The organism is Cupriavidus sp. FW305-46 (assembly GCF_058787075.1).
Window position 1 is genome coordinate 44,090 of record NZ_JBYSZI010000017.1, and the last position, 25,443, is coordinate 69,532.

Consider the following 25,443-nt stretch of genomic DNA (forward strand, 5'->3'; position numbering starts at 1 on the left):
ACTTCCACCACGCCGTTCAGACAGATCCAGGCTAGGTGCAATTGTCGCGGTACGCCTGCTGCAGTTGCTTGCGCGTCTTGTCGCGTTCGATCTTGGGGATGGTCCGGCCCTGCGCGTTCTGCGTGCCCGGGGCGGAATGGTACGAACGCCTTTTTGATGTGGCGTTGTACTGCTCCTTCAGCTCCTCGCACTTCGCGCGTGCGGCCTCTTCGGGATCCTGGGTGGCGGCCGACGGGGGGCGATAGGGATTGGTCCCGCCCTGAACGGCATCCGATATGGCGCTCGCGGCACCCTCGGTCGATGCGCGCTGCGCCAGCGCCGCCGAGGCGCAGCCCAGTGCCACCAGGCCGGCTACCAGGCATCTCTTGGATATCGGCATCGTTCTCTCCCCGGTGATGGATAAACGGGGCATGCCCGCCAGACAACCATCATATGTGCCCGTCGCGGGATTGTCAGAAACTGATGGTTGTCGACAGCGCGGAGACCTGCGCAGGCAGCATGGCAGCACGAGGAGGTGTTGCGATGCAGCATCGGAGCGGCTCGCGGGGGCCTCGGCCTGGCGCCGCCAGCGCAATCCAAAATCCTTTTTTTCTTTGCTTCGACGCACATTTGTCGAAGCGCGACCTCCTATAGTCGATGCATACTCCTTGCCTGCCCAGGGCAGAACTCGACCCATGCAGCCCCAGAACCTGACCCCCGCCGCGCAGCGCGAAGTCGACAAGGCACCCGGATGGTTGCGCTGGCTCCCGGGACTGCTGGTGTTGAAGAACTATCAGCCGGCCTGGCTGCCGAAAGACCTCGCCGCCGGTCTGGTGCTCACGACCATGCTGGTGCCGGTCGGCATCGCCTACGCCGAGGCTTCCGGCGTGCCCGGTGTCTACGGGCTCTACGCCACCATGGTCCCGCTGCTGGTGTATGCCCTGCTTGGCCCGAGCCGGATCCTCGTGCTGGGGCCGGATTCGGCGCTGGCGGCGCCAATCCTGGCGGTGGTGTTGCAGGTCTCCGGCGGCGATCCGGGGCGCGCGGTCATGGTGGCCAGCATGATGGCGATCGTGTCGGGCGTGGTCTGCATCGTGATGGGGCTGTTGCGGCTGGGATTCATTACCGAATTGCTGTCCAAGCCGATCCGCTACGGCTATATGAACGGGATCGCGCTCACGGTGCTGGTCAGCCAGTTGCCCAAGCTGTTCGCCATCTCGATCGAAGACGCCGGCCCGCTGCGGGAGATGGTCAGCCTCGGCCAGGCGATCCTGGCCGGCGAGACCAACTGGTACAGCTTTGCGGTCGGCGCGGGCAGCCTGGTGCTGATCCTGTTGCTGAAGCGCTTCGAGCGCGTGCCCGGCATCCTGATTGCCGTGATCGTCGCGACGCTGGCCGTCAGCATGTTCGATCTCGACCAGCACGGGGTGAAAGTGCTGGGCAAGACCCCGCAAGGGCTGCCGGGCTTTGTCGTACCCTGGGTCAGTGGCGCGGACCTGGTTGCGATCCTGCTGGGAAGCATTGCTGTCGCGCTGATCTCGTTCGCCGATACCAGCGTGCTGTCGCGCACCTTTGCCGCGCGCACCAACACCCGCGTCGACCCGAACCAGGAGATGGTCGGCCTGGGCGCCGCCAACCTGGCTGCGGGATTCTTCCAGGGCTTTCCGATCAGCAGCAGCGCATCGCGCACGCCGGTGGCCGAAGCCGCGGGCGCGAAGACCCAGCTCACCGGTGTGGTCGGCGCGCTGGCCGTGGCGGTGCTGCTGATGTTCGCGCCCAACCTGCTGCAGTACCTGCCCAACAGCGCGCTGGCTGCGGTCGTGATCGCAGCGGCGATCGGCCTGTTCGAGTTCGCGGACCTGAAGCGCATCTACCGCATCCAGCAGTGGGAGTTCTGGCTGTCGATGGTCTGCTTTGCCGCGGTCGCCGTGTTCGGGGCGATCCCGGGGATCATCCTGGCGGTGGTCCTTGCAGTGATCGAATTCCTGTGGGACGGCTGGCGGCCGCACTATGCCGTGCTCGGCCGTGTCGAGGGCCTGCGCGGCTACCACGACACCAAGCGCTACCCGGATGCCGAGCGCATCGACGGGCTGCTGCTGTTCCGCTGGGATGCGCCGCTGTTCTTCGCCAATGCCGAGCTGTTCCAGGCGCGCCTGATGGAAGCGATCGACGAATCGCCGACACCCGTGCGCAGGGTGGTGGTGGCGGCCGAACCGGTGACCAGCGTCGACGTCACCTCGGCCGACATGCTGCGTGAACTGAGCGGCATCCTGCGCGAGCGCGGCATCGCGCTGCATTTTGCCGAGATGAAGGACCCGGTGCGCGACAAGCTCAAGCGCTTCGAGCTGATGGAGGCGATTGGCGACAAGAACTTCCACCCCACGGTGGGCAGTGCGGTGGATGATTACGTCGGCAAGCCAGCCTGAACCGTTACGGTCCAGGCTGGTTGCGCCGCGCGCCGGCTACTCCAGCCGGAACCCGGTCTGCTTGATGGCGAGCGCCCATTTCTTCAGCTCTGCCGCCATGAACGTCGCAAGCTGGTCCGGAGAACTCTGGCTGGCTGGCTCATAGCCCTTGCTGGCAAGCTGCTGGCGCACACCTGGCGCATTCAGCGCCTTGTCGATTTCCTTGCTCAGCAGCGCAACGATCTCCCTGGGCGTGCCGGCAGGCGCGACCAGGCCATACCATTCGCTGGCCTCGATGCCCGGAAAGCCTGCTTCCGCCATGGTCGGCACATCGGGGAACAACGGCAGCCGCTGCTTGCCGGCCACGGCGATGCCCTTGAGCTGGCCGCCCTTGACGAACGGCATCACCGCCGGCACGCCGTGGAACATCATGTGGATATGGCCGCCCACCATGTCGGTCAGCGCCTGGGGTCCGCCCTTGTACGGCGCGTGCACGACGTTGATATGCGCGGTTTCCTTGAACACCTCGCTGATCACGTTCTGCTGGGTGCCCGGGCCGGGCGAGGCATAGCTGAGCTTGCCGGGCTCCGCCTTGGCCCGTGCCACCAGTTCCTTGACCGAGCCGCCCACGGACGGGTTGACCACCAGCATGTACGGCGAGCTTGCCATCAGCCCCAGCGGCGCGAAGTCCTTGCCCATGTCGAAGGGCAGGTTCTTGTGCAGGCTGGCATTGATCGCCATCGGCGCGCTGGCGACCAGCAGCGTGTAGCCATCCGGCGCCGCCTTGGCGCCCATGCCGGCACCGATATTGCCGGTCGCCCCGGGGCGGTTGTCGACCACGACTTGCTGCCCGAGGCTGGCGGTCATCTTCTCGGCCACCGTGCGGGTGACGGCATCGACGCCGCCGCCCGCCGGCCACGGCACGATGATGCGGATTGGCCGGTTGGGATAGCCGCCTTGTGCCAGCGCGCTGGTGGCGCAAGCAGCCAGTGCGATCGCGCCCAGGGTACGGCCAAAACGGTTCAGTACGGATTTCATCTGTTGTCTCCTCGCTGTCTCTGACGGGCCCCGATGAAGGTGACGGGGCTTTCGTTGGTTCAGTCTTTGGTTTATGCCGCTTCAGTAGCTTTGATTTGTCCCGGCTTTGCGCTCCCTTGATGCCATTGCGCCATCAGCCGCTCCCAGCGCGTGCGCGTGGCCGCCAGGTTGCGCGCCTTGACGTGGCCGTAGCCGCGGATATCCTGCGGCAGCCGGGCAATCTCCAGCGCCAGGTCAAGGTTTTGCGCGGAAAGTGCCGGCAGCAAGGCTTCCACGCTGCGCCGGAATTCACCGATCAGGGCCCGCTCCTCCTTGCGCTCCAGGGTGTAGCCGAACGGATCGAATGCCGTGCCGCGCAGGCCCTTGAACCGGGCCATTACGCCGAACGCGGTGCGCATCCATGGGCCATAGGTGCCCTTGACCAGTTCGCCGGCCTCGTTCTTCCGCGCAAACAGGGGAGGGGCCAGGTGATGGACCAGCCGGACCTTGCCTTCGAACATCGACGCGATCTGCTGGCGGAATGCGGCGCCGGTATGCAGGCGAGCCACCTCATATTCGTCTTTATAGGCCATCAGCTTGAACAGCGAGCGGGCCACGGCTTCGGTCAGCCGGGTGCCGCCGACGACCGATTCCGCCGCCTTCACACGGCCCACGAAAGACTCGTACTGCGCTGCATAAGCCCGGTTCTGGTAGCCGGTCAGGAAGTCGGCATGCTTCTTCATCAGTTCCTCGACCGGCACCTTGCGCACGAACTGGATCACCTGCGAGCCGGCCGGCTGCGCGGGTATCTTCGACATATCGTGGGCGCACAGCCGGCCCCATTCGAAGGCCGCCTTGTTGCTGTCGACCTGCACGCCGTTGAGCTCGATGGCACGCATCAGGGCCGCGTGCGACAGCGGCACCTTGCCTTTCTGCCACACATAGCCTAGCAGCAGCAGGTTGGCGTAGATCGACTGGCCGAGCAGTTGCTTCGCCACCTGTTCTGCGTCGAAGCTGGCGAGCTGGCCGTCGCCAACGGACTGCGCGATCCGCGCCACGGCCTCGCCGGTCTGCGGATCCCAGTCCGGGTTGCGGACAAAGGCGGCGGTCGGGGTGATATGGCTGTTCAGCGCCACATAAGTCCGCGCCGGCGACATCGCGGCCAGTGAGGTCTTGCTGGCCGCGACCACGGTATCGCAGGCGATCACCAGGTCGGCCATGGCCATGTCGACGCGGCTCGCGTGCAGCGCATCCGGGCTGGCGGCGATCTGGATGTGGCTCCAGGTGGCCCCGCCCATCTGCGCCATGCCGGTTGCGTCCTGGGTGATCACGCCCTTGCCTTCGAGGTGGGCGGCCATGCCCAGCACGCCGCCGATAGTGACGATGCCGGTGCCGCCGATCCCCGCCACCACGATGCGCTGCGGCTTGTCGGCATCCGGCAGCGTGGGCATCGGGATGGCCGGCGGCGTGGCGCGGCCGCTCGCTGTGGTGGCGGGCTTCTTCAGTTGGCCGCCTTCGACCGTGACAAAGCTCGGGCAGAAACCCTTGGTGCAGGAGAAGTCCTTGTTGCAGGTATCCTGGTTGACCTTGCGCTTGCGCCCGAAGTCGGTCTCGACCGGCTGCACCGCCAGGCAGTTGCTTTGCACCGAGCAGTCGCCGCAGCCTTCGCACACCAGCTCGTTGATGACCACGCGCTTGGCCGGATCGACCATGGTGCCGCGCTTGCGCTCACGGCGCTTCTTGGTGGCGCAGGCCTGGTCGTAGATGATCACGGTCACGCCCGCCACCTCGCGCAGCTCGCGCTGCACGGTATCGAGCTCGTCGCGGTGGCGCACGGTGACGCCGGCGGCGAGATTGCTGACGCCCTTGTACTTGTCCGGTTCGTCGGTGGCCACGACGATCTGCCGCGCGCCTTCGGCGGCCAGTTCGCGCGTCATCGCCGGCACGTCGAGCTGGCCATCCACCGGCTGCCCGCCGGTCATGGCCACGGCGCTGTTGAACAGGATCTTGTAGGTCAGGTTCACGCCGGCGTGGATCGACTGGCGCACCGCCAGCAGGCCGGAGTGGTTGTAGGTGCCGTCGCCCAGGTTGGCGAACATATGGGTGCGCTTGCTGAAGGGCGCTTGGCCCATCCAGTGCACGCCTTCGCCACCCATCTGCGACCACGAGGTGGTCGAGCGGTCCATCCACACCACCATGCCGTGGCAGCCGATGCCGGCCGTCGCGACCGAGCCTTCCGGCACGCGGGTGCTGGTGTTGTGCGGGCAGCCCGGGCAGAACCACGGCAGGCGGTCGGTGGCGCGCGCATCGCCCTGGGCGGTGGCGCGTTCCTTGGCTTCGATCTCTTGCAGGCGCACGTCCATGCGCGCAACCACGTCGGCCGGCACGCCCAGCGCCTTGAGCCGCTGCGCGATGGCCTTGGCCACCAGCGCGGGAGAGAGATCGGCCTTGGCGCGCAGCAGCCAGTCCTCGGCCGGCTTGCGGTGGCTCCATTCTCCGCCGGCGCCGTCGGCGTGGTGGTACTTGCCGAAGACGGCCGGGCGGGCGGTGGGTGGGTAGTGGTACAGCTCGTCCTTCAACTGCTGCTCGATCACGGGACGCTTTTCCTCGACCACCAGGATCTCGCGCAGCCCGCGCGCAAAGTCGCGCACGCTGTCGGGCTCCAGCGGCCATACCACGCTGACCTTGTGCAGCCGGATGCCGAGCGCGCGGCAGGTGGCGTCATCCAGGCCGAGGTCGAGCAGGGCCTGGCGCGTGTCGCTGTAGGCCTTGCCGCTGGCGATGATGCCAAGGCGGTCGTTGGATCCCTCGATCACGTTGCGGTTCAGGCGGTTGGCGCGCACATAGGCGAGCGCGGCCGGCCACTTGAACTCCATCATGCGCGCCTCGGCCGCGAGCGGATCGTCAGGCCAGCGGATATGCAGGCCGCCGTCGGGCAGGGCGAAGTCTTCCGGCAGCACGATGCGCACGCGATCCGAGTCGGTGGTCACGGAGGCACCCGATTCCACCACCTCCTGCACGGTCTTCATGCCGGCCCACAGGCCGCTGAAGCGGCTCATGGCCAGGGCATGCACGCCCAGGTCGAGGATGTCCTGAACATTGGACGGGAAGAACACCGGCAGCCCGCACGCCATGAAGGTGTGATCGCTCTGGTGGGCCAGCGTGCTGCTCTTGGAGACGTGGTCATCGCCGGCGAGCGCGATCACGCCGCCCAGCGGCGAGGTGCCGGCGAGGTTGGCATGCTTGAGCGCATCGCCGCTGCGGTCGACGCCGGGGCCCTTGCCATACCAGATGCCGAATACGCCGTCGTAGCGCTTGCTGACGGCCTCGAAGTCCAGTTGCTGCGAGCCCCATACCGCCGTGACGCCGAGTTCCTCGTTGACGCCGGGTTTGAACACCACGTGGTTGTCGGCAAGATGCTTCTTTGCCTGCCACAGCGCCTGGTCATAGGTGCCGAGCGGCGATCCGCGGTAGCCGGAAATAAAGGCGGCGGTGTTGTGGCCGGCCGCGGCATCGCGCTTGCGCTGCAGCAGCGGCAGGCGTACCAGCGCCTGCACGCCGCTCATGTAGGCACGGCCGGAGTCCAGCGCGTACTTGTCGTCGATCGACACGGCTTGCAGGGCCTGCCGGGCAACGTCGGGGAGGATTGGAGCATTCATAAGGGCGGTTTCAGGCAAACAGGGTTGAGCGGGGGCTGCCGGCGTGCGTTGGCACCCGGATTCCTGGCAATACTGGTGACGGAAGCGGCGCTAGCCGGGGAGGGGGATGCCGAGTTCCCGGCCGAGCGTATCCAGTGCCCGGACGACCGCGTCGGGCAGGGTGATGCCTTGCTCGCGGCCTTCGCGCTCGAGCGCTTCGCCGCGGTGTCCGGGGAGCCGGGCGTCGGCGCCGCCGGCGGCAAGATAGTTGCCGGTCCACTGCGCCATGTAGTCGGCGAACAGCTCCTTGCCGGCAAAGGCGTCCGGCTTGACCAGCCAGACAAAACCGCCCTGGCGGCCGACCGCGCCGGCGCCGCTGACAGTGTTGCGCGCGGGGGAAAGCGAGTCCGCGGTGGCGGCCATGGCGCCGGCCAGGCACTCCACCATCATGGCGATGCCGATGCCCTTGTGCCCGCCGGTGGGCAACAGCGAGCCTTCCAGCGCGCGTTGCGCATCGGTAGTCGGATGGCCGTCGGCGTCGAGCGCCCAGCCCGCGGGAATCGGCTTGCCTTCACGCGCGGCCAGCAGGATATGGCCGCGGGCGGCGACGCTGCAGGCCACGTCGAACACGATCGGCGCCGCGCCCGGCAACGGGCAGCCGAAGGCGATGGGGTTGTGCCCGATCGCGGCGCGGGCAAAGCCTTCCATGCCGAGCACGGGCGGCGTGCGCTGGCCGACCATGCAGAAGGCGCCGGCCTCGGCCGCCAGCAATGCCGGGATACCGAGCGCGCCGAGATGGCCGCACGATTGCACCGCAACCAGCACCGACGCGCTCGACTGCAGCGCCTCCAGGCCGAGTTGCACGGCGCGCGGGCCCGCGATCTGGCCCATGGCGCCGTCGGCGTCGAGCACGACGCCGCCCGGGAAGGCCTTGTGCGACATCTCGGGGCGCGGGTTGAAATCGCCGGCACGCAGGCGTTCGACATAGGAGGGAATCCGCGTCAGGCCATGCGTCTTGTAGCCGCGCAGTTCGCTGCGCACCAGCGCGGCGGCGGCTTCGGTGGCCTGGTCCGGCGCCACGCCGCACGACTCGAACACGGCGGCGGCCCAGCGCGAAAGGCTGTTGGTGTTCCAGCGGATACTCATGTCGATTTCTCCCGCACGATCATCAGGCGCTCCGCGAACGGGGCGGCGTAGACCGACTGGTAGTAGAGCGGCTGGTCACGCAGCGTGTAGCCACGCAACTCCATGATGAATGCCGGCGCCTCGGGATCCAGACCAAGTTCCTGCGCGGCCGCGGCCGGGGCCGGCCCGAAGCGGATCCACTGGTCCACGCGCAGCGTCGGCAGCGACAGGCGCTGGCCGATCAGCTCGCGCAGGTTCTTCTCCAGGGCATCGCGGTCCAGCCCGCCGAGTTGCGCAAAGTCTTCCTCGCGCAGCCAGAACTCGCTGTAGAGGTCGAAGCGGCCGCCGACGCTGATCACGCGCTCGATGCGCACGTAGCCGTCACCGGCGAGGAACTCCGACCACGCTCCCTTGCGCTTGATCCGCTTTACCGAGCGCGCGTGGACGTAGGACGGCAGCTCGTTGCCCTGTTCATCGCGAAAGCGCAGGTAACGGACATCCGCCGGCGCCACGCGCGTCCCGGAAACAAAGGTGCCCCGTCCCTGTTCGCGCGTGATCAGTCCGGAGTGCGTCAGCCGCGCCAATGCCTTCTGGATCGTGCCGACGCTGACCCCATGGAAGCTGGCGAGCTCGCCCTCGGAGGGCAGGCGATCGCCCTCGCGCAGGTCGCCGGATTCGATGGAGCGGATGATCGCGTCAGAGACGCTGCGAAGTTTGGTCATGGTTGTTCAGAGGCTCAGTGCGAATCGACTGACCGCGGTCTCCCGGATATCGAGCACCTCGCTGGTCAGCCGCGTGCCGGATGCGACGTCCATCGCATAGCCAAACAGCTGCTCGCCGAGGTCGGAGATCTTGTCCCCGTTCTGCAGGACTCCGCTGACGTCGAAGTCAATGTTGTCGGCCATGGTGTGCAGGGTATTGACATTGCCGCACACCTTGACGGTCGGTGCCACCATGCTGCCGATCGGATTGCCCACCCCCGTGCCGAAGAAGGTTAGCTGGCATCCGCCGGCGGCCAGCGCAGTGAGATTCTCCACTGCCGCGGCCGGCGCGTCCATGAAATGCAGTCCCTTCTTCTGCGGCGCCTCGCCGTAGCGCAGCACGCCCATCAGCGGGCTGGTGCCGGCCTTGGCCATCGCGCCCAGCGCTTTTTCCTCGACCGTGGTCAGGCCGCCGCGCTTGTTGTCGGGCGATGGCTGGTCCTCGCGCATGTCGACGCCGCGCGAGATCGCCAGGTTTTCCATGTTGCGCACCGCCGTGACGAAGGCTTCGCGCACCCGGCCATCGGCCGCGCGCTCGGCGAACAGGTGCTCGGCGCCGATGAACTCCGAGGTCTCGGAAATGATCACAGTGCCGCCGCCGGCGACCACCATGTCCGCCATGCGGCCGATCACCGGATTGCAGCTCAGCCCGGAAGTGGTATCGGAACCGCCGCACTCGACGCCGATCACCAGCGAAGACACCGGGCATGGCACGCGGCGCGCCTTCGACGCGGCCAGCGACAGACGGCTGGCCTTGCGCGTGCCTTCGGCAATGCATGCGACCGTGCCGTCGGGCTGCAGGTGCACGCATTCGACCGGCTTGCCGGTGCTGCGGATGCGGCGCGCGACCTCTTCCGTTGACGATTCCTCCAGGCCCACCAGCAGCACCGCGGCGATATTGGGATTGCGGCCCAGGCCGGCCAGCGACTCGAATGCGAAATCCAGGTCGGCACCGAACTGTCCGCGCACGAACAGCGTCGTGACCGGGATGCAGCCGCCCACGGTGCGGGCAACGGTGCGGGTAACGGGGTTGCAGTTGTCCATCACGGAGACCACCGCAACCCAGTTGCGCACACCGACCGCGCCGTTCTCGCGCGGGTATCCGAGGAAGGTTGTTGTCATCTGCATTACCCCTTTTGCAGGTCGCCGCGGGCGCGCGCCGACTCGATGTTGTGAACATGCATGTGTTCTCCGGCGCGCACCGCGCGGCTGGCGCGGCCGATGACCTGGCCGTACTTCACGATGGATTCCCCTTCCACCGTGTCGGCGATGCAGATCTTGTGGCCGAACGGCACGTCTTGCAGCAGCACCAGCCTGCCTTGTCGCTCGCCTTCCAGCGCGCAGGCCTCGCCGGCCTGGCCGGCGTCCAGCAGGGTGGCCACATTGTCGGCCGGGTTCAGTACGATGGCTCGTGGCATTTATCAACTCCTGTATAGGTGTTGAGATCAAATGTAGGGATCCTGCTGGCATTTAGTCAAGGATAAATCGGGATGATTAGCGAAAACCACTACTCCCGGAGTGAAAGTCCTATATAGAAGTTTGTTGACATCGGTCCGGCCGCTGTCTATCGTCATGACAACGGCGATGTGGTTTTCGCCGGAGCATCGACGCAGTGAATCAAGGAGAAGGCGGACATGAACGTCGTGTCACACAAGGAGAAGATCGCGAAGCTGCAGGCCCTGCGCGCACGCCTGGATCCGCTGCAGGACTTCGGCCTGTGGTTCTGGGCAGGCATGACCGCCGGCACCCATGCCGTCAATGCAGCACTGCACCAGGCCGGCATCACGCTGGACGACGACCGGTTCCCCACGCAACCCGGCGTCTACCTGGTGCCGCAGCCCGACGGCAGCCTGAAGCCGGCGTTCCGGCCGCTGGGCGACGTGCTGCATGTCGGCCGCCCGAAAGTGGAGGGGCCGGTGCCTGCCGATATCACCGGGATGATGGAAGCGATGGCGCACATCGAGCACTACCGCGACCCCTGCCTGCGCGAGGGGTTGGCACCCACCGCCGAGATTGCCGAGGGTTGCGATGCCGCGCTGCGCCGCTGCCTGGACTTGCTGGCAGCGCGCATGGAGGGAGACGCCCATGGACATTGAGCAGCACATGGCGATGGCGCGCAGCATCGAGGCGTCGCTGCAGAAGTGCACCAGCGCCGACTACGAGATGACTATCGAAGGCGCGATGCTGGCGGGCACGCACTGGTTGAACGCGCTGTTGCACAAGCTGGGCGCGACGTCGCCGCTGGCGGATGTGTTCCACACCTACCTGCTGACGGTCAATGAATTCCGGCGGCTGGCGGTGGCGGCGGAGAAGCCGCTGCACGCGCTGGCCGCCATCGAGGACACGCGGCCGCCGTTTGTGCGCGGCAACCATCCGGGTGGAGAAGCTGCTGCCGAACGGGCGCTGGAACTGCTGTCGCTGATCCGCGCGACGGCGCTGGGACGCGCATAGCAAGTACAGACACAGCAAGAGACACGTCGAGAGACAGGAAAAGGAGACAACAGTGAAGGCAGTCCGTGTAGTGCCGGGCCCCGAGGGCGGCAAGGTCGAAGTGCAGGATATCCCCGTGCCGGTGGCGGCAGCGGGGCAGGTACTGGTGAGGGTGCGCGCTGCCGGCCTCAACCGTGGCGAGATCAACCAGGCGAAGGAACTGCGCTCGGGCAACACCATCACCACCGGCGTCGAATTTGCCGGCGAGATCGCCGAAGTCGGTGAAGGCGTCAGCGGCTGGCGCAAGGGCGACCGTGTGATGGGCCACGGCCGCGGCTGCCAGGCGGAGTATGTGGTGGCCGACCCGTTGGCGCTGATCCCGGTGCCGGACGGCCTGTCGTGGATCGATGCTGCGGCGTTCCCCAACGTCTTTATCACCGCGCATGACGCGCTGGTCACCAACGGCCGCCTGGTGGCGGGCGAGTCGGTGCTGGTCAACGGCGCCTCGGGCGGCGTGGCGATGGCGGCGATCCAGATCGCCTCGCTGATGGGCGCCAGGCCCGTGATCGCGTCCTCGCGCTCGGCGGCCAAGCTGGACAAGATCAGCCAGTTCGGCGTGGATGTCGGCATCGACGCCTCGCGGGACGACCAGGTCGAGGCGGTCTTGCAGGCCACCGACAACAAGGGCGTCGACATCATCATCGATACCGTCGGCGGCCCGGTGTTCGAGGCCAACATGAAGAGCCTCGCGGTCAAGGGCCGCCTGGTGAATATCGCGCGGCTGGGCTCGGCAACCGCCCAGATCGACCTGGCGCAGCTCTGGCTCAAGCGCCTGCAGCTGATCGGCGTGACCTTCCGCACCCGCACGGAACAGGAGCGGCTGGAATGCATCCAGGCTTGCGCGCGCGACATGCTGCCCTTTTTGCGCGCGGGCCGCGTGCGCCTGCCGATCGACCGGACCTTTGCCATGACCGACATCGACGCCGCGCACGCGTACATGAAGCAAGACCAGCACGTCGGCAAGATCGTGTTGCTGGTCGACTGATTCCACAGAGAAGCGATAGATAAGAGGAGACATGATGACAATCCAGATCAAGCCGCTGACCGGCTCCGTGGCCGCAACCGTGACCGGTGTCGACCTGAACCAGCCGCTCGACGATGCCAGCTTCGAGATCCTGCGCCGGGCATTCCTGGAGCACGGCGTGCTGGTGTTCCGCGGCCAGCAGCTACAGCCGGCCGCGCAGGTCGCGTTCGCCCGGCGCTGGGGCAAGCCGGTGCAGGGCAACCCGCTGCTCAAGGGCCTGACCGAGTTCCCGGAACTGGCTCAGGTCACCAGGATCCCGAAGGAAACCGCCTCGACCGAGGCCTGGCATTCCGACTCGATCTATACCGAGGTGCCGCCGAAGATATCGATCCTGTCGGCGGTCACCATCCCCATCGGTGGTGACACCATGTGGTGCAACCAGTACGTCTCGTACGAGCGCCTGTCGCCGGCGATGCAACGCATGATCGACGGGCTGCGGGCCCGCTTCTCGGGCGCGCGGCTGGCCAAGATGACCGGTTCGGACAAGGTGCCGACAGCGGTGCACCCGATCGTGCGCACGCACCCGGAGACCGGGCGCAAGGCGCTCTATGTCGGCCACCCCGACACCGCGCAGTGCATCGAAGGCATGACCGAAGCGGAGAGCCGCCCGCTGCTCGACTTTTTGTATGAGCACTCGGTGACGCCGGACAACGTCTACCGCCATATGTGGCAGGAGGGCGATGTGGTGATGTGGGACAACCGCTGCACCATGCACTACGCCGTGCACGACTATGGCAACGCCGACCGCGTGCTGAACCGCGTCACGCTGGAAGGGGAAGTGCCCCGCTGAGAAGTACTGCCATACACCGGCGCCGCATCAACTCGATAGCAGGCATGCGGCGCCCGGCACACAGGTTGCCCGTCCACCCCCGACGCACGGAATGCACGGGACCAAAGGAGATTGAAATGCAGATAGGGATCCCGACTGAGACGCGGGCGGGGGAGGCGCGCGTTGCCGCAACGCCGGAGACCGTGAAGAAATACGTGGCACAGGGCCACCAGGTCGTATTGCAGGCTGGCGCCGGCATGCGTGCCAGCCAGACTGACAGCGCCTATGAGGCCGCGGGCGCGCGCATCGGCAGCGCCGCCGAGGCACTGGGCGCGCAACTGGTGTTGAAGGTGCGCGCAGCGGACGAGGCCGAGCTGGCGCAGATGAAACCTGGCGCCGTGCTGGTCGGCATGCTCAATCCCTTCGATGCCGAGAACAACGCGCGCATGGCTGCTGCGAACATCACTGCCTTTGCGCTCGAAGCCGCGCCCCGCACCACGCGCGCGCAGAGCATGGACGTGCTGTCGTCGCAGGCCAATATCGCCGGCTACAAGGCTGTGCTGGTGGCGGCGCATCACTACCAGCGCTTCATGCCGATGCTGATGACTGCCGCCGGCACCGTCAAAGCCGCGCGTGTGCTGATCCTGGGCGCGGGCGTGGCGGGCCTGCAGGCCATCGCCACGGCCAAGCGCCTGGGCGCGGTGATCGAAGCCTCCGACGTGCGTCCTGCGGTCAAGGAGCAGATCGAATCGCTCGGCGCCAAGTTCCTCGACGTGCCCTTCCTCACCGATGAAGAGCGCGAGATCGCCCAGGGCGTGGGCGGCTATGCCCGCCCGATGCCGCCGGACTGGATGAAGCGCCAGGCCGAGCTGGTGCACCAACGCGCGGTCCAGGCCGACATCGTCATCACCACCGCACTGATCCCGGGCCGCAAGGCGCCGGTGCTGCTGCAGGAAACCACCGTGGCGCAGATGAAACCCGGCTCGGTGGTGGTGGACCTGGCTGCGGCACAGGGCGGCAACTGCCCGCTGACAGTGGCCGACGAAGTGGTCAACCACAACGGCGTCATCATCATCGGCCACACTAACCTGGCCAGCATGGTCGCGGCCGACGCCTCGGCGCTCTATGCCCGCAACGTGCTGGACTTCCTCAAGCTGCTGTTCGACAAGAACGGCAAGCTCGTGATCAATACCGACGACGACATCGTCGCGGCCTGCCTGATGACACGGCGCGAAGAACTGGCGCTGGCCAGCTGATTCGGCATTCAAGGAGATATCGATGGAAATGGTTAGCCACACGGTGATCAACCTGATCATCTTTGTACTGGCGATCTACGTGGGCTACCACGTGGTCTGGACGGTCACCCCCGCGCTGCACACGCCGCTGATGGCGGTGACCAACGCAATCTCGGCCATCATCATCGTCGGCGCCATGCTGGCCGCCGGCCTGACCGAGGGCTATGTTGGCAGCGTCATGGGCACGCTGGCAGTGGCGCTGGCTGCCGTGAATGTGTTCGGCGGCTTCCTGGTCACGCAGCGCATGCTGGAGATGTTCAGGAAGAAGGCACCCAAGGCGCAGCCTGAAGCCAAGGGTCAGCCCGGCGGAAAACTGGCGGAGGTAGCGCAATGAATGGCCTGTCGATGAATATGGTGACGCTGTCCTACCTGGGCGCGTCCGTTTGCTTTATCCAGGCACTCAAGGGGCTGTCACACCCGACCACGGCTCGGCGCGGCAATGTCTTCGGCATGACCGGCATGGTGGTCGCGGCACTGACCACGGTGGCGCTGATCTTCAAGCTGAAGAGTGGGTTGTTGTCCGGCGGGGCGGACCCGTCCGCGCCGGGCACCGGCCTGGCGCTGATCCTGGCCGCGCTGGTGGTGGGCGGCGGTATCGGTGCCTATGTGGCGAAGAAGGTGCAGATGACCAAGATGCCCGAGCTGGTCGCGGCGATGCACTCGCTGATCGGCCTGGCCGCGGTGTTTATTTCGGTGGCGGCAGTGGCGGAGCCTGCTGCCTTCGGTATCACAACTGCCGGTTCGAACGACATTCCGCTCGGCAACCGCATCGAGCTCTTCATTGGCTGCTTCGTCGGCGCCATCACTTTCTCGGGCTCGGTGATCGCCTTCGGCAAGCTGGCCGGGCGCTACAAGTTCCGTCTGTTCCAGGGCGCGCCGGTGGTGTTTGCCGGCCAGCACTGGCTGAACCTGCTGCTGGCGGTGGCGATGGTAGGCTTCGGCATTGCATTCTTCCTGACGCAGGCGTGGATGCCGTTCCTGGTCATGCTGGCGCTCGCCTTCGTGCTGGGCGTGCTGATCATCATCCCGATCGGCGGCGCCGACACGCCGGTGGTGGTGTCGATGCTGAACTCGTACTCGGGCTGGGCAGCAGCCGGCATCGGCTTCTCGCTGAACAACCCGATGCTGATCATCGCCGGCTCGCTGGTGGGTTCCTCCGGCGCGATCCTTTCGTACATCATGTGTCGGGCGATGAACCGCTCGTTCTTCAACGTGATCCTTGGGGGCTTCGGCAGCGACGCCACCGCCGCGCGCGGGCCGGCAGAGCAGGCGCAGCGCAACGTGAAGTCGGGCTCGGCCGACGATGCCGCCTTCCTGATGGGCAACGCCGAGACGGTCATCATCGTGCCGGGCTACGGCCTGGCGGTGGCGCGCGCGCAGCACGCGCTGAAAGAACTGACCGAAGCGCTCACGGAGAAGGGCGTGACCGTGAAGTACGCGATCCACCCGGTGGCGGGCCGCATGCCGGGCCATATGAACGTGCTGCTGGCCGAGGCCGAGGTGCCGTACGACCAGGTCTTCGAGATGGAGGACATCAACAGCGAGTTCGGCCAGGCCGACGTGGTGCTGGTGCTCGGCGCCAACGACGTGGTCAACCCGGCGGCCAAGAACGATCCCAAGTCGCCGATCGCCGGCATGCCGATCCTGGAGGCGTACAAGGCCAAGACCATCATCGTCAACAAGCGCTCGATGGCGGCCGGCTACGCCGGCCTGGACAACGAACTGTTCTACATGGACAAGACCATGATGGTGTTCGGCGACGCCAAGAAGGTGGTCGAGGACATGCTCAAAGCCGCCTGAGCCCAATGCAGAGGAGACAAGCAATGACCCAGCAAGAACGCAACCTCGGCCTGTTTGCCGACCTGGAGGGCAAGGTAGCGCTGGTGACCGGGGCCTTTGGCGGCCTGGGCCTGCATTTTGCGCAGACGCTGGCGCGCGCCGGCTGCAAGGTGGCACTGGCGGGGCGGCGCGTTGCCGAAGGCGAGGCCGTGCTGGCGGACCTGCGCAAGCAGGGCGGGCAAGGCTGCGTCGTTGCGCTCGACGTCAGGGACCCGGCATCGGTCGGTGCGGCGTTCGAGACGGCGCGCCAACAGCTCGGCCCGGTCCAGGTGGTCGTCAACAGCGCCGGCATCGCCACCACCGGGCCGGCCATGGAAGTGGGGGAGGACGCCTGGCAAGGCGTGATCGACACCAACCTGAACGGCGCCTGGCGCGTGGCGCAATGCGCGGCGCGGATGATGCGCGAGGCCGGGAGCGGCGGCAGCATCGTCAATATCGCGTCGATCCTTGGCCTGCGCGTGGCGCAGCAGGTTCCCGCCTACACCGCCGCGAAGGCGGGCCTGATCCACCTGACGCGCTCGCTGGCGCTGGAATGGGCGCGGCACGGGATCCGCGTCAACGCGCTGGCGCCGGGCTACTTCGAAACCGACATCAACCGCAGCTTCTTCGAGACCGACAGCGGCCGGGCCATGATCGGGCGCATTCCGCAGCGCCGGCTCGGCCAGGCCCGCCAGCTCGACGGCGCGCTGCTGCTGCTGGCCTCGGATGCTTCCGACTACATGACCGGTACGGTGCTGCCCGTGGACGGCGGCCACGCGGTCAGCTCGCTGTGAGCCCACCCGCAATCGAGGAGAGCGATCCGATGCAACCAGCCCTCGCAGTTCCCGCCGCCACCGGCGGTTCGGGTTTCGACAGCGCAGCCCTGGCAGCGCTGCTGCACGCAGAAGGCCTGATCGACCGGCCCGAACTGACCCTGGAGCGCCTTGCCGGCGGCCAGTCCAATCCGACCTACCGGCTGGCCTGCGGCGCGCAGCAGTACGTGCTGCGCACCAAGCCGCCGGGCCAGTTGCTGTCGTCCGCACATGCCATCGACCGCGAGTACCGCGTGATGCGCGCGCTGCGCGACAGCGACGTGCCGGTGCCGCGGGTCTTCCTGTACAGCGAAGACTCCGCGATCCTTGGCACGCCGTTCTACCTGATGGAGTATCTGCAGGGCCGCGTGGTCTATGACCAGTCCCTGCCGGGCCAGTCCCCGCAACAGCGCGCCGCGATCTACCGCGAGATGAACCGCGTGATCGGCGCCTTGCACCGGGTGGATTACCGTGCCGCCGGCCTGGCGGACTATGGCAGGAGCGGCGGCTACGTGCCGCGCCAGGTCGCGCGCTGGGCCGGCCAGTGCCGCGACACCGGCATGGGCGACAACAAGGCGCTGGCGGCGCTGGCAGAGTGGCTGCCGCAGCACGTCCCGGACGCGGAGCAGACCAGCGTGGTGCATGGCGACTACCGCATGGACAATCTCGTCTTCCATCCCACCGAGCCCCGCGTCATCGGCGTGCTCGACTGGGAGCTGTCGACGCTCGGCCACCCGCTGGCGGACCTGGCCTACCACTGCATGAGCTGGCATATCCCGGCCGACCTGTGGCGCGGTATCGGAGGGCTCGACCTGCAGGCGCTGGGCATTCCCGACGAGGCAACCTACCTGCGCTGGTACGGCGAGACCAACGGCACGCACGCGCTCGAGCACTGGGACTTTTACCTTGCCTACAACTTCTTCCGGCTCGCGGCGATCATGCACGGCATCGGGCAGCGTGCCAGGAGCGGCAACGCCGCCGCGGCAGATGCCGTGGAGACAGGCAGGAAGGCGGTGCCGCTGGCCGAACTGGGGTGGCAATTCGCGATGCGCTACCGCGCGGCAGGGCGCTAGCGTCGGCACGGTCCGGCGCCAGCCGGATCGAATCCGCCGCAGGTGACGGAATCTGCCCTGGACTCCTTATCGGGAATCAAAGTTTGCCTTCCGATCCGGCCTGGCTTAAAGATAGGAAGGGGAGATGGGTCCGCGGATTCATGGCCGCATCGGAACCGGGCTGTCTGGCATCCCGAGACTTCAGGAGACGTCAATGAGTGTGCTGATGCTTGTGAATATCGATACGGCGACAACCGACGAGGAAATCCAGGAGTTCATCGGTCGCTACGGCTTCCCGGCCTGCGATGAGATCGAACGCGTTCCGGGAGACGGCACCCGCCCGGCGGTGTCGCTGCATTTCAATTCGGTCGATGGGGCCGCGCTGCGGCTGCTGCAGCCGCGCATCAACCACCTGTTCTGGAAGCAGCGCAAGGTGGACGCGATGGTGCTGACCGAGCGCTTCGAATAGGCCGCTGCCGCGGCTGGCGGGCATGTGGATCCGGTGCTTCCGCGCTTGCCCGATTGGGGGCGTGCCATGGCGGAGGAGGCAAGATGAGCAGGCGATACACGATCCTGCACGCGCTGGCATGCAGTGCCGCAATGCTGGCGGGTGCAATGTCGGCGGGGCTGGCCGTTGCCTATTTTGACCACTACCTGGGCGGCACCATCGTCGGCACGCTTACCCAGGACCAGCTCACGGCGTTGACGGCTGTCTTCCGCAGGACCCTGGAGCAGGGCGCCGACGGCGCCCGCATGACGTTCAGGCTGCCGCCCGACACGCGCGAGCGGCAGGTCGAAGGTTCCTTCACGCCATTGCAGTCCCGGCGCGACCACGGCGACCGCTGCCGGCAACTGCGCAGTGAATTCCGCCGGGCCGGCGAAACCGAAGCCTGGACCGGGTGGTACTGCAAGGAGAAGGACGGCAACTGGAGGTCGCGCAAGCTGCCGAAGTAGCTAGTACCGCTCTTCGACGTACCGATAGGGATAGTCGGGCTCCCGGTATCCACCCGCCTTCTGCCTGGCAGGCAGCTTGACTGGCTTGCGTTCGATCGCCTGGTACGGGATCTGTGCCAGCAGGTGCGTGATGATGTTCAGGCGCGCCCGGCGCTTGTCATTGGAATTGGCCACATGCCATGGGGCATAGTCGGTATCGGATGCGGCAAACATGGCGTCGCGCGCGCGTGAATAGTCGTACCAGCGGCTGTACGAACGCAAGTCCATGTCAGTGAGCTTCCAGAGCTTGCGGCCGTCCTTGATGCGTCCCTGCAGGCGGCGGGTCTGCTCCTCCGGGCTGACCTCGAGCCAGTACTTGATCAGGATGATGCCGGAATGCACGATGGCGCGTTCGACCAGTGGGACGGCGCGCAGAAACTCGTCGGCCTGCGCTTCGGAGCAGAATCCCATCACGCGTTCGACGCCGGCGCGGTTGTACCAGCTCCGGTCGAAGATGACGATTTCTCCCGCGGCGGGCAGGTGCGGCAGGTAGCGCTGCACGTACATCTGGCTCTTTTCGCGGTCGGTCGGAGCGGGCAGGGCGATCACGCGGAAAATGCGCGGGCTGACGCGTTCCGTGATGGCCTTGATGGCGCCGCCCTTGCCGGCACCGTCGCGCCCTTCGAACACCACGCAGACCTTGCTGCCGCTGGCCTGCACCCATTGCTGAACTTTGACCAGCTCGACATGAAGGGTGAAGAGCGCCTTCTGGTATTCCTTCTCCGACATGCGCTCGCGCTGCTGCTGGTCCGGATTTTCATCGAGGCGTTCAGCCGGGCCTGGTTCGCGCGGCGGCTCCGCCTGGCTCCCGTTGTCGCCGTGGCGCTTCCCTTTTCGCTTGGCCATGATCTTCCTCCACTGACGTACCGGTGCCTTGAGGGTCCGGTCATGCACCTTCAAACCTGGGCGTACCGCTTGCATGCGCGCTGGCGGCTCGTTTCTACGATAGGAACAAAATCGGGGGAAATCCTCATGCCGGTCCGTTTTCCTGTCGCAACCCTTGCCGGGCGGCGACCGGAATTCGGTTGAATTTCAATGTCTTCCGTACTACCTTCGTAGCGCGTATGGAGCAATATCCGCTCCGTATGCCGGCTGGCAATGGCGCGCGGCTGGAGAACATCCTCCAGCCCGGCGCGCTGCCCCAGTACGCCTCGGATGGTTCCGTCACCGGCTGCGAGGAGGGAACATGGCCTTTCTGGTCAGGCGGCTGCTCAGGTCCGGCTGCGCATGGCTGTTGGTCGCGCTGGTAGCGGGAGCGGGCGGCGCCGCTGCCCAAGACTTACAGAACCCGCCACCCACCTTCAAGCCCGAAGAGCTAGAGGCGCTGGTCGCACCGATCGCGCTCTATCCCGATTCCGTGTTGTCGCAGGTGCTGATGGCCTCCACCTATCCGCTGGAGATCGTGCACGCGGCACGCTGGGTCAAGGCCAATCCCAAGGTCAAGGGCGACGCCGCGGTCAAGGCCGTGGCCGACCAGCCCTGGGATGTCAGCGTGAAGTCGCTGGTGGCCTTCCCGCAGGTGCTTGAGCCGATGAACGACAAGCTCGACTGGACGCAGAAGCTGGGCGATGCCTTCCTGGCCCAGGAGAAAGACGTGCTGGCCGCGGTCCAGCGGCTGCGCAACAAGGCCCAGCAATCCGGCAACCTCAAGACCACCGAACAGCAGAAGGTCATTGTCGAGCCCGCGACCACGGCGGCGCCGGGCGTGCAGACCGTGGTGCGCATCGAACCGGCCGACCCGCAGGTCATCTACGTCCCGGCCTACAACCCCACCGTGGTCTACGGTTCCTGGGGTTATCCGTCCTACCCGCCGTACTACTGGCCGCCTTATCCCGCCTACTACCCGGGCGCCGCGCTGGCCACGGGCTTTGCCTGGGGCATCGGGCTGGCCGCCGCCGGGGCGATCTTCGGCAACTGCAACTGGGGCGGCGGCGACGTGAACATCAATGTCAACCGGGCCACCAATATCGACCGCAACTTCGACCGCACCAAGGTACAGGCGGGCGGGCGCTGGCAGCACGACGCCAGTCACCGCCAGGGCGTGGCCTACCGCGACAATGCCACCCGCGAGAAATTCTCGCGCGATGTGCCAGGCGGGGACCGGCGCAATGAGTTCCGCGGCCGCGAGGGCGGTGCCGGCGTGTCCGACCGCGCGGCGCGCGACCGGGCAGGCGGGCAGGACCGGCCGGGTGCCGGGGATCGGGCCGGAGACCGGGCGGGAGACCGGGTCGGTGATCTCGCTGGCGAACGGGGCGGTGATCGGGCCGGGGTCTCTGACCGGGCCGGAGTCTCCGATCGAGGCGGCGTATCTGACCGGGCCGGTGCATCGGACCGCGCGGGGGCCGCCGACCGGTCGCGGGGCGGCGGTGAACGGGCCACCACCGTAGCCGACCGCGGCGGCGGTGGCGGGCGGGACAACGCCTTCCAGGGCGTGGGCGGCGGCGCGGCGTCGCAGCGCGACTTTGATCGCGGACGCGCCAGCATGCAATCGGCCGGAGGCCGCGCAGGCGGCGGCTTCAGCGGCGGCGGGGGCCGTGGTGGCGGCGGCTTCGGCGGCGGCCGTGGCGGTGGCGGACGCGGTGGCAGGCGCTAGCGGACCAGGGAGTCTCGATCATGACGTCACCACTAAGCCTTGCCCGATCCCTGCCTGGCCGCCCGGCCTGCGCGGTGGCGCTTGCGCTCGCGCTGACCGTTGCCGGCATGCACGCCGCGCACGCGCAGAAGCCCTTCAAAACCCCCGAGGCCGCCATGAACGCCTTTGGCGAGGCAGTCGCCGCCAGCGACGACGATGCCATGAAGGTGCTGCTGGGCGCCAAATTCCACGACCTGATCCCGCCAGTCGGCGCCGACATCCGATACCGCTTTCTCGAGGCCTGGCGGATCTCGCATGCGGTCAAGCCAGAGGGCGACAGCCATGTCCGCATCGCCGTAGGCAATGACGGCTGGACCCTGCCAGTGCCGCTGGTGAAGACATCGAAGGGCTGGCAGTTCGATACGCGTGCCGGGGTCGACGAGATGCGCATACGCCGCATCGGCCGCAATGAACTCTCGGTGATCCAGACCATGCTGGCGATCTACGACGCCCAGCGCGAATACGCCCGGACCGACCATGACGGCGACGGCCTGCTGGCCTACGCAGGCAAGCTTGCGAGTACGCCGGGCAAGCAGGACGGGCTGTACTGGCCGACATCGGATGGCGCACCGCCCAGCCCGCTCGGGGCCGCATTCCTGACGGCCGGCAAGCGCAATCCGGGGCAGGGCGGCTATTACGGCTATCACTACAAGCTGCTGACGGCCCAGGGCCCCAACGCACCCGGCGGCGCGTACAACTATGTCGTCAATGGCAAGCTGTTCGGCGGCTTCGCCGTGCTGGCCTGGCCGGTGCGGTATGGCGATACCGGCGTGAAGAGCTTCATGGTCAGCCACGATGGCCAGGTCTATGAACGCGACCTGGGCACCGACAGCGCCGGCAAGGCCGCGGCGACCAAGACCTTCGATCCCGGCCCTGGCTGGAGCAAGGTGACGCCATGAAGCATGGGCTCGGGCTCCTGGCGGGCGTTGCCGTGTTCGCCGCAGTGCCGGTGCTGACGGCATGCTATCCCTACCCTTACCCCGCCGAGGTGGTCCCGACCACCTACCCGGGGCTGCAGCCCAGCCGCTACGACCGCGCCTTTGCCGCGGCCGCCGGCGCCATGCGCGACCAGGGCGTGGCGATCAGCACCGAGGATGCCGTGGCCGGGACGGTGGAAGGAACCCGCAACAACCTGCCGGTGAGGGCCAGCGTGCGCCGCCAGGCCGACGGCACGGTGCGGGTGCAGTTCGACGGCACCGACCCGTCGGATCCGCGTCTGCTCGAGCGCATCTCGCGCAGCTACGACGCGCGCATGGGCCGCTAAGGCGTGCTGTGCCGCCGTTGCCGCCAACCACTCAAGGCTGCGCGCGCGGAATGACCGGCGCCGCCGGCGCCGGACTGGCCGGGCGCTGCGGATAGACCGACGTGCCGAAGGTGTTGCCCATGCGATGGCTGGTGGCCGCCTCGTTATAAAGGCCGAGCTGGTTCGAGGGCCGCTGCACGATTGCCTCGGCCGCCAGTCCGCTGTCAGGCCGTGCCGGCCTGCCTGCGTTGGCAGGTTGCAGCTTCTGCGTCAGGCACGGGAACGAAGGCGCGCGCTCGCCGTTGACCTCGACTTCGACGCAGGGCGCGGGTCCCGCAGCGGCGGCGGGTGCGATGTCGACCAGTCCAAGCGCCGCTACGGCGCATAGCGTCAGCCAGGTCCGCATCCGATCCCTCCTTCGTTGGCCGCCAGGCAGGGCGCTGGCGAAGCCGCTGCAGTATAGCCAGCATGCTGCGGCAGCGGGAACCATCCTCGCGCAGGGATTTGCCGTTGACTCGCCGTCCCCGCGCCTCCCTCTTTCTTCTTCGATGAATCTTTTGTGACAAACGACAGGCGGCGCCAGTGCCGTCCGTCTAGGCACCGTGCGCAATGCTGACATGAGGGCACGCCATCATGTCCTGCGATCGGATGCGCGCCTGCCGTGCCCTTGGTCAGGGCGTTGCGGCAGGGGCGCGGCGGCAATCGATTCGAACAAGAAGCTTGAGTCAATCCAATGCATGACGTGAAGAAGAGCGGCCCGCCTTCGTGCTGGCGGGCGGTGTGGCTGGCAGTGATTGGACTGGGAACCCTGGGGACGGCGGCGGCGCAGCAGGCGGCAGCGGAGCACGCGGCCGCGGCGCCGGCAAGCGCGCAGGCCGCCGAGGCCGAGCGGCGCGTCAACGTGAACGAGTACATCGTGCGCGGCAATACGGTGCTGGATGTCCGTTCGATCGAGCGGGCGGTCACGCCGTTCCTGGGCCCGGCCCGCACCATGAAGGATATCGAGGGCGCCCGCGATGCGCTGCTGGCGGTCTACCAGGCCAAGGGCTACCAATCGGTCTACGTCGACCTGCCGGAACAGCAGGTCACCGACGGCATCGTGATCCTGCAGGTCAGCGAGACCCGCGTGGGCCGGGTGCGCGTGGTCGGTGCCGAGTACAACTCGCCGCTGGAGGTGCGCGAGCAGGTGCCGGCGCTGGCGGAAGGCGTGGTGCCTGATTTCACGCAGGCGCAGACAGAGCTGACCGCGTTGAACCGCAGTGCCAAGCGCCAGGTGGTGCCGCTGGTGCGGCAGGGCGCGATGCCGGGCACCATGGACGTCGACCTGAAGGTCGACGACAGCAGTCCGTGGCGCGCCAGCGTTGGCCTGAACAACGACTACAGCGCTGATACGAAGGAGCTGCGCGCCTTCGCCTCGCTGGGCCACGACAACCTCTGGCAGCTGGGCCATAGCGCCTCAGTGAGCTTCTTCGGCGCGCCACAGGATTTGAACCAGACCCAGGTGTGGTCCGGCTCCTATGTGGCGCCGATCCGCGGCAGCAACTGGAGCGTGGAGGCGTCGGGCTATCTTTCCGACAGCAACGTGGCCACGGTGAACGGCACCAGCGTGCTGGGCAAGGGCCACGCCGTCGGCCTGCGCGGCACCTATACCGTGCCGGACACCGGGGCATGGTGGCATACGCTGAGCCTGGGCGTGGACTTCAAGGACAACGAAGAGGTCACGCGCCTGGGCAATGCCGGCGACACCGTGCCGCTCAAGTACGCGCCGATCACGCTTGCCTATGCGGGCTTCACCCAGACCGAGCGCGGCCAGCTGGGCATCAACGCCGCGCTGGTCGCCGGCACGCGCAGCTTCCTGGGCTATGGCAGCAATTGGGAACAGTTCGACTACAAGCGCTACAAGGCCTCGCCCAGCTTCCTGCTGCTCAAGGGCGATACCAGCGGCACCTACAACTTCAAGGGCAACGCGCAGCTCGCCTGGCGCCTGGCCGCGCAGATCACCGATTCGCCGCTGGTGTCGAGCGAGCAGATCGCGGCCGGCGGCATGAATTCCGTGCGCGGCTACCTGTCGGCGGAAAGCACCGGCGACTACGGCGTGGTGGGCTCGGTGGAGCTGCGCTCGCCGCCGCTGGACTTCTTCGGCGGCGTGGTCGAGGACTGGCGCGTCTATGCCTTCGTCGACGCCGGCCAGGTGCGCCTGCGCGAGCCGCTGCCCGAGCAGGACAGCCGCTTCTCGCTGGCCTCGGTGGGTCTGGGCACGAGCTTCCGGCTGGCGCGGCGCGTCAGCGGCCGGCTCGACCTGGGCTACCCGCTCAAGGACGGACAGCGCACCGAGCGGCACGACCCGCGCCTGAATTTCAGCGTGACCGCGAGCTATTGACCTATTGACG

The 25,443-nt window shown here is 67.2% G+C and carries 25 protein-coding genes; 16 read left to right on the forward strand and 9 right to left on the reverse strand.

Annotated elements, in window-relative coordinates; all coding sequences use genetic code 11:
- Positions 1–31: 31 nt before the first annotated feature.
- Positions 32–379, reverse strand: coding sequence for a hypothetical protein (locus tag AC3WON_RS10860; protein WP_010808933.1), 348 nt, complete (start codon positions 377–379; stop codon positions 32–34).
- Positions 380–674: 295 nt separating this feature from the next.
- On the opposite strand from AC3WON_RS10860, the gene AC3WON_RS10865 reads away from it, so the two are divergent.
- Positions 675–2,405: a SulP family inorganic anion transporter gene (locus AC3WON_RS10865; protein WP_492321013.1), complete on the forward strand. Its 1,731-nt coding sequence runs from the start codon at positions 675–677 to the stop codon at positions 2,403–2,405.
- Between the two features lie 36 nt (positions 2,406–2,441).
- Here AC3WON_RS10865 and AC3WON_RS10870 read toward each other — a convergent pair whose 3' ends face one another.
- The 6 genes from AC3WON_RS10870 to AC3WON_RS10895 form a co-directional block, all read right to left on the reverse strand.
- Complete coding sequence (locus AC3WON_RS10870; protein WP_492351795.1) at positions 2,442–3,422, reverse strand: tripartite tricarboxylate transporter substrate binding protein; 981 nt, start codon at positions 3,420–3,422, stop codon at positions 2,442–2,444.
- 71 nt (positions 3,423–3,493) lie between these two features.
- Entirely contained in the window at positions 3,494–7,060 is a 3,567-nt protein-coding gene (locus AC3WON_RS10875) for an indolepyruvate ferredoxin oxidoreductase family protein (RefSeq protein ID WP_492351796.1), read from the reverse strand.
- A 90-nt stretch (positions 7,061–7,150) separates the two neighbouring features.
- Positions 7,151–8,185: an Ldh family oxidoreductase gene (locus AC3WON_RS10880; RefSeq protein ID WP_492351797.1), complete on the reverse strand. Its 1,035-nt coding sequence runs from the start codon at positions 8,183–8,185 to the stop codon at positions 7,151–7,153.
- Positions 8,182–8,886, reverse strand: a complete 705-nt coding sequence (locus AC3WON_RS10885; protein ID WP_492351798.1) for a GntR family transcriptional regulator — start codon at positions 8,884–8,886, stop codon at positions 8,182–8,184. Before AC3WON_RS10885 ends, AC3WON_RS10880 begins: the two co-directional genes overlap by 4 nt.
- Positions 8,887–8,892: 6 nt before the next feature.
- A complete protein-coding gene (locus AC3WON_RS10890) occupies positions 8,893–10,047 on the reverse strand; it encodes a UxaA family hydrolase (RefSeq protein WP_492351799.1) in 1,155 nt (384 codons plus the stop codon).
- A gap of 5 nt (positions 10,048–10,052) precedes the next feature.
- Entirely contained in the window at positions 10,053–10,343 is a 291-nt protein-coding gene (locus tag AC3WON_RS10895) for a UxaA family hydrolase (RefSeq protein WP_492351800.1), read from the reverse strand.
- A 216-nt stretch (positions 10,344–10,559) separates the two neighbouring features.
- Here AC3WON_RS10895 and AC3WON_RS10900 point away from each other — a divergent pair, with 216 nt between their 5' ends.
- From AC3WON_RS10900 to AC3WON_RS10950, 11 genes are all read left to right on the forward strand, one after another.
- Positions 10,560–11,021 carry a hypothetical protein gene (locus tag AC3WON_RS10900; protein WP_492351801.1) on the forward strand — a complete coding sequence of 154 codons (462 nt, stop codon included), beginning with the start codon at positions 10,560–10,562 and terminating at the stop codon, positions 11,019–11,021.
- Positions 11,011–11,376 carry a hypothetical protein gene (locus tag AC3WON_RS10905; protein WP_492351802.1) on the forward strand — a complete coding sequence of 122 codons (366 nt, stop codon included), beginning with the start codon at positions 11,011–11,013 and terminating at the stop codon, positions 11,374–11,376. Before AC3WON_RS10900 ends, AC3WON_RS10905 begins: the two co-directional genes overlap by 11 nt.
- A 52-nt stretch (positions 11,377–11,428) precedes the next feature.
- The gene (locus tag AC3WON_RS10910) at positions 11,429–12,400 is read left to right on the forward strand and encodes a zinc-binding dehydrogenase (RefSeq protein WP_492351803.1); all 972 of its coding nucleotides are present in this window, start codon (positions 11,429–11,431) and stop codon (positions 12,398–12,400) included.
- A gap of 34 nt (positions 12,401–12,434) precedes the next feature.
- Entirely contained in the window at positions 12,435–13,229 is a 795-nt protein-coding gene (locus AC3WON_RS10915; RefSeq protein WP_492351829.1) for a TauD/TfdA dioxygenase family protein, read from the forward strand.
- Positions 13,230–13,345: 116 nt separating this feature from the next.
- Positions 13,346–14,464 (forward strand): Re/Si-specific NAD(P)(+) transhydrogenase subunit alpha, encoded by a 1,119-nt coding sequence (locus tag AC3WON_RS10920; RefSeq protein ID WP_492351804.1) that lies wholly within the window; start codon positions 13,346–13,348, stop codon positions 14,462–14,464.
- 22 nt (positions 14,465–14,486) lie between these two features.
- Positions 14,487–14,837, forward strand: a complete 351-nt coding sequence (locus AC3WON_RS10925) for an NAD(P) transhydrogenase subunit alpha part 2 (RefSeq protein ID WP_492351805.1) — start codon at positions 14,487–14,489, stop codon at positions 14,835–14,837.
- Positions 14,834–16,303 carry an NAD(P)(+) transhydrogenase (Re/Si-specific) subunit beta gene (locus tag AC3WON_RS10930; RefSeq protein ID WP_492351806.1) on the forward strand — a complete coding sequence of 490 codons (1,470 nt, stop codon included), beginning with the start codon at positions 14,834–14,836 and terminating at the stop codon, positions 16,301–16,303. Before AC3WON_RS10925 ends, AC3WON_RS10930 begins: the two co-directional genes overlap by 4 nt.
- A gap of 23 nt (positions 16,304–16,326) precedes the next feature.
- A complete protein-coding gene (locus AC3WON_RS10935; protein WP_492351807.1) occupies positions 16,327–17,115 on the forward strand; it encodes an SDR family NAD(P)-dependent oxidoreductase in 789 nt (262 codons plus the stop codon).
- 29 nt (positions 17,116–17,144) lie between these two features.
- Positions 17,145–18,206 carry a phosphotransferase family protein gene (locus AC3WON_RS10940; RefSeq protein ID WP_492351808.1) on the forward strand — a complete coding sequence of 354 codons (1,062 nt, stop codon included), beginning with the start codon at positions 17,145–17,147 and terminating at the stop codon, positions 18,204–18,206.
- Positions 18,207–18,399: 193 nt separating this feature from the next.
- Positions 18,400–18,654: a hypothetical protein gene (locus tag AC3WON_RS10945; RefSeq protein ID WP_010808930.1), complete on the forward strand. Its 255-nt coding sequence runs from the start codon at positions 18,400–18,402 to the stop codon at positions 18,652–18,654.
- An 83-nt stretch (positions 18,655–18,737) separates the two neighbouring features.
- Complete coding sequence (locus AC3WON_RS10950) at positions 18,738–19,139, forward strand: hypothetical protein (RefSeq protein WP_492351809.1); 402 nt, start codon at positions 18,738–18,740, stop codon at positions 19,137–19,139.
- Here AC3WON_RS10950 and ppk2 read toward each other — a convergent pair whose 3' ends face one another.
- Positions 19,140–20,024 (reverse strand): polyphosphate kinase 2, encoded by an 885-nt coding sequence (gene ppk2, locus AC3WON_RS10955; protein ID WP_492351810.1) that lies wholly within the window; start codon positions 20,022–20,024, stop codon positions 19,140–19,142.
- A 340-nt stretch (positions 20,025–20,364) separates the two neighbouring features.
- Between ppk2 and AC3WON_RS10960 the strand changes: the two genes are divergently transcribed.
- Genes AC3WON_RS10960 through AC3WON_RS10970 form a run of 3 tightly spaced genes read left to right on the forward strand, consistent with a single transcriptional unit; the run spans position 20,365 to position 23,074 of the window.
- Positions 20,365–21,771: a DUF3300 domain-containing protein gene (locus AC3WON_RS10960; protein ID WP_492351811.1), complete on the forward strand. Its 1,407-nt coding sequence runs from the start codon at positions 20,365–20,367 to the stop codon at positions 21,769–21,771.
- 20 nt (positions 21,772–21,791) lie between these two features.
- Positions 21,792–22,709 carry a DUF2950 domain-containing protein gene (locus AC3WON_RS10965; RefSeq protein WP_492351812.1) on the forward strand — a complete coding sequence of 306 codons (918 nt, stop codon included), beginning with the start codon at positions 21,792–21,794 and terminating at the stop codon, positions 22,707–22,709.
- Positions 22,706–23,074 carry a hypothetical protein gene (locus AC3WON_RS10970; protein ID WP_018315177.1) on the forward strand — a complete coding sequence of 123 codons (369 nt, stop codon included), beginning with the start codon at positions 22,706–22,708 and terminating at the stop codon, positions 23,072–23,074. Before AC3WON_RS10965 ends, AC3WON_RS10970 begins: the two co-directional genes overlap by 4 nt.
- A 31-nt stretch (positions 23,075–23,105) precedes the next feature.
- Here AC3WON_RS10970 and AC3WON_RS10975 read toward each other — a convergent pair whose 3' ends face one another.
- Complete coding sequence (locus AC3WON_RS10975) at positions 23,106–23,459, reverse strand: hypothetical protein (RefSeq protein WP_492351813.1); 354 nt, start codon at positions 23,457–23,459, stop codon at positions 23,106–23,108.
- A gap of 327 nt (positions 23,460–23,786) precedes the next feature.
- Between AC3WON_RS10975 and AC3WON_RS10980 the strand changes: the two genes are divergently transcribed.
- Positions 23,787–25,433: a ShlB/FhaC/HecB family hemolysin secretion/activation protein gene (locus AC3WON_RS10980; protein WP_492351814.1), complete on the forward strand. Its 1,647-nt coding sequence runs from the start codon at positions 23,787–23,789 to the stop codon at positions 25,431–25,433.
- The last annotated feature ends 10 nt before the right edge of the window (positions 25,434–25,443 follow it).

What these genes read in the sequence shown, in the direction of transcription:
- AC3WON_RS10860 (WP_010808933.1), bottom strand. Translation starts at nt 379, where the DNA reads ATGCCGATATCCAAGAGATGCCTGGTAGCCGGCCTGGTGGCACTGGGC.
- AC3WON_RS10865 (WP_492321013.1), top strand. Translation starts at nt 675, where the DNA reads ATGCAGCCCCAGAACCTGACCCCCGCCGCGCAGCGCGAAGTCGACAAG.
- AC3WON_RS10870 (WP_492351795.1), bottom strand. Translation starts at nt 3,422, where the DNA reads ATGAAATCCGTACTGAACCGTTTTGGCCGTACCCTGGGCGCGATCGCA.
- AC3WON_RS10875 (WP_492351796.1), bottom strand. Translation starts at nt 7,060, where the DNA reads ATGAATGCTCCAATCCTCCCCGACGTTGCCCGGCAGGCCCTGCAAGCC.
- AC3WON_RS10880 (WP_492351797.1), bottom strand. Translation starts at nt 8,185, where the DNA reads ATGAGTATCCGCTGGAACACCAACAGCCTTTCGCGCTGGGCCGCCGCC.
- AC3WON_RS10885 (WP_492351798.1), bottom strand. Translation starts at nt 8,886, where the DNA reads ATGACCAAACTTCGCAGCGTCTCTGACGCGATCATCCGCTCCATCGAA.
- AC3WON_RS10890 (WP_492351799.1), bottom strand. Translation starts at nt 10,047, where the DNA reads ATGACAACAACCTTCCTCGGATACCCGCGCGAGAACGGCGCGGTCGGT.
- AC3WON_RS10895 (WP_492351800.1), bottom strand. Translation starts at nt 10,343, where the DNA reads ATGCCACGAGCCATCGTACTGAACCCGGCCGACAATGTGGCCACCCTG.
- AC3WON_RS10900 (WP_492351801.1), top strand. Translation starts at nt 10,560, where the DNA reads ATGAACGTCGTGTCACACAAGGAGAAGATCGCGAAGCTGCAGGCCCTG.
- AC3WON_RS10905 (WP_492351802.1), top strand. Translation starts at nt 11,011, where the DNA reads ATGGACATTGAGCAGCACATGGCGATGGCGCGCAGCATCGAGGCGTCG.
- AC3WON_RS10915 (WP_492351829.1), top strand. Translation starts at nt 12,435, where the DNA reads ATGACAATCCAGATCAAGCCGCTGACCGGCTCCGTGGCCGCAACCGTG.
- AC3WON_RS10920 (WP_492351804.1), top strand. Translation starts at nt 13,346, where the DNA reads ATGCAGATAGGGATCCCGACTGAGACGCGGGCGGGGGAGGCGCGCGTT.
- AC3WON_RS10925 (WP_492351805.1), top strand. Translation starts at nt 14,487, where the DNA reads ATGGAAATGGTTAGCCACACGGTGATCAACCTGATCATCTTTGTACTG.
- AC3WON_RS10930 (WP_492351806.1), top strand. Translation starts at nt 14,834, where the DNA reads ATGAATGGCCTGTCGATGAATATGGTGACGCTGTCCTACCTGGGCGCG.
- AC3WON_RS10935 (WP_492351807.1), top strand. Translation starts at nt 16,327, where the DNA reads ATGACCCAGCAAGAACGCAACCTCGGCCTGTTTGCCGACCTGGAGGGC.
- AC3WON_RS10940 (WP_492351808.1), top strand. Translation starts at nt 17,145, where the DNA reads ATGCAACCAGCCCTCGCAGTTCCCGCCGCCACCGGCGGTTCGGGTTTC.
- AC3WON_RS10945 (WP_010808930.1), top strand. Translation starts at nt 18,400, where the DNA reads ATGAGTGTGCTGATGCTTGTGAATATCGATACGGCGACAACCGACGAG.
- AC3WON_RS10950 (WP_492351809.1), top strand. Translation starts at nt 18,738, where the DNA reads ATGAGCAGGCGATACACGATCCTGCACGCGCTGGCATGCAGTGCCGCA.
- ppk2 (WP_492351810.1), bottom strand. Translation starts at nt 20,024, where the DNA reads ATGGCCAAGCGAAAAGGGAAGCGCCACGGCGACAACGGGAGCCAGGCG.
- AC3WON_RS10960 (WP_492351811.1), top strand. Translation starts at nt 20,365, where the DNA reads ATGGCCTTTCTGGTCAGGCGGCTGCTCAGGTCCGGCTGCGCATGGCTG.
- AC3WON_RS10965 (WP_492351812.1), top strand. Translation starts at nt 21,792, where the DNA reads ATGACGTCACCACTAAGCCTTGCCCGATCCCTGCCTGGCCGCCCGGCC.
- AC3WON_RS10970 (WP_018315177.1), top strand. Translation starts at nt 22,706, where the DNA reads ATGAAGCATGGGCTCGGGCTCCTGGCGGGCGTTGCCGTGTTCGCCGCA.
- AC3WON_RS10975 (WP_492351813.1), bottom strand. Translation starts at nt 23,459, where the DNA reads ATGCGGACCTGGCTGACGCTATGCGCCGTAGCGGCGCTTGGACTGGTC.
- AC3WON_RS10980 (WP_492351814.1), top strand. Translation starts at nt 23,787, where the DNA reads ATGCATGACGTGAAGAAGAGCGGCCCGCCTTCGTGCTGGCGGGCGGTG.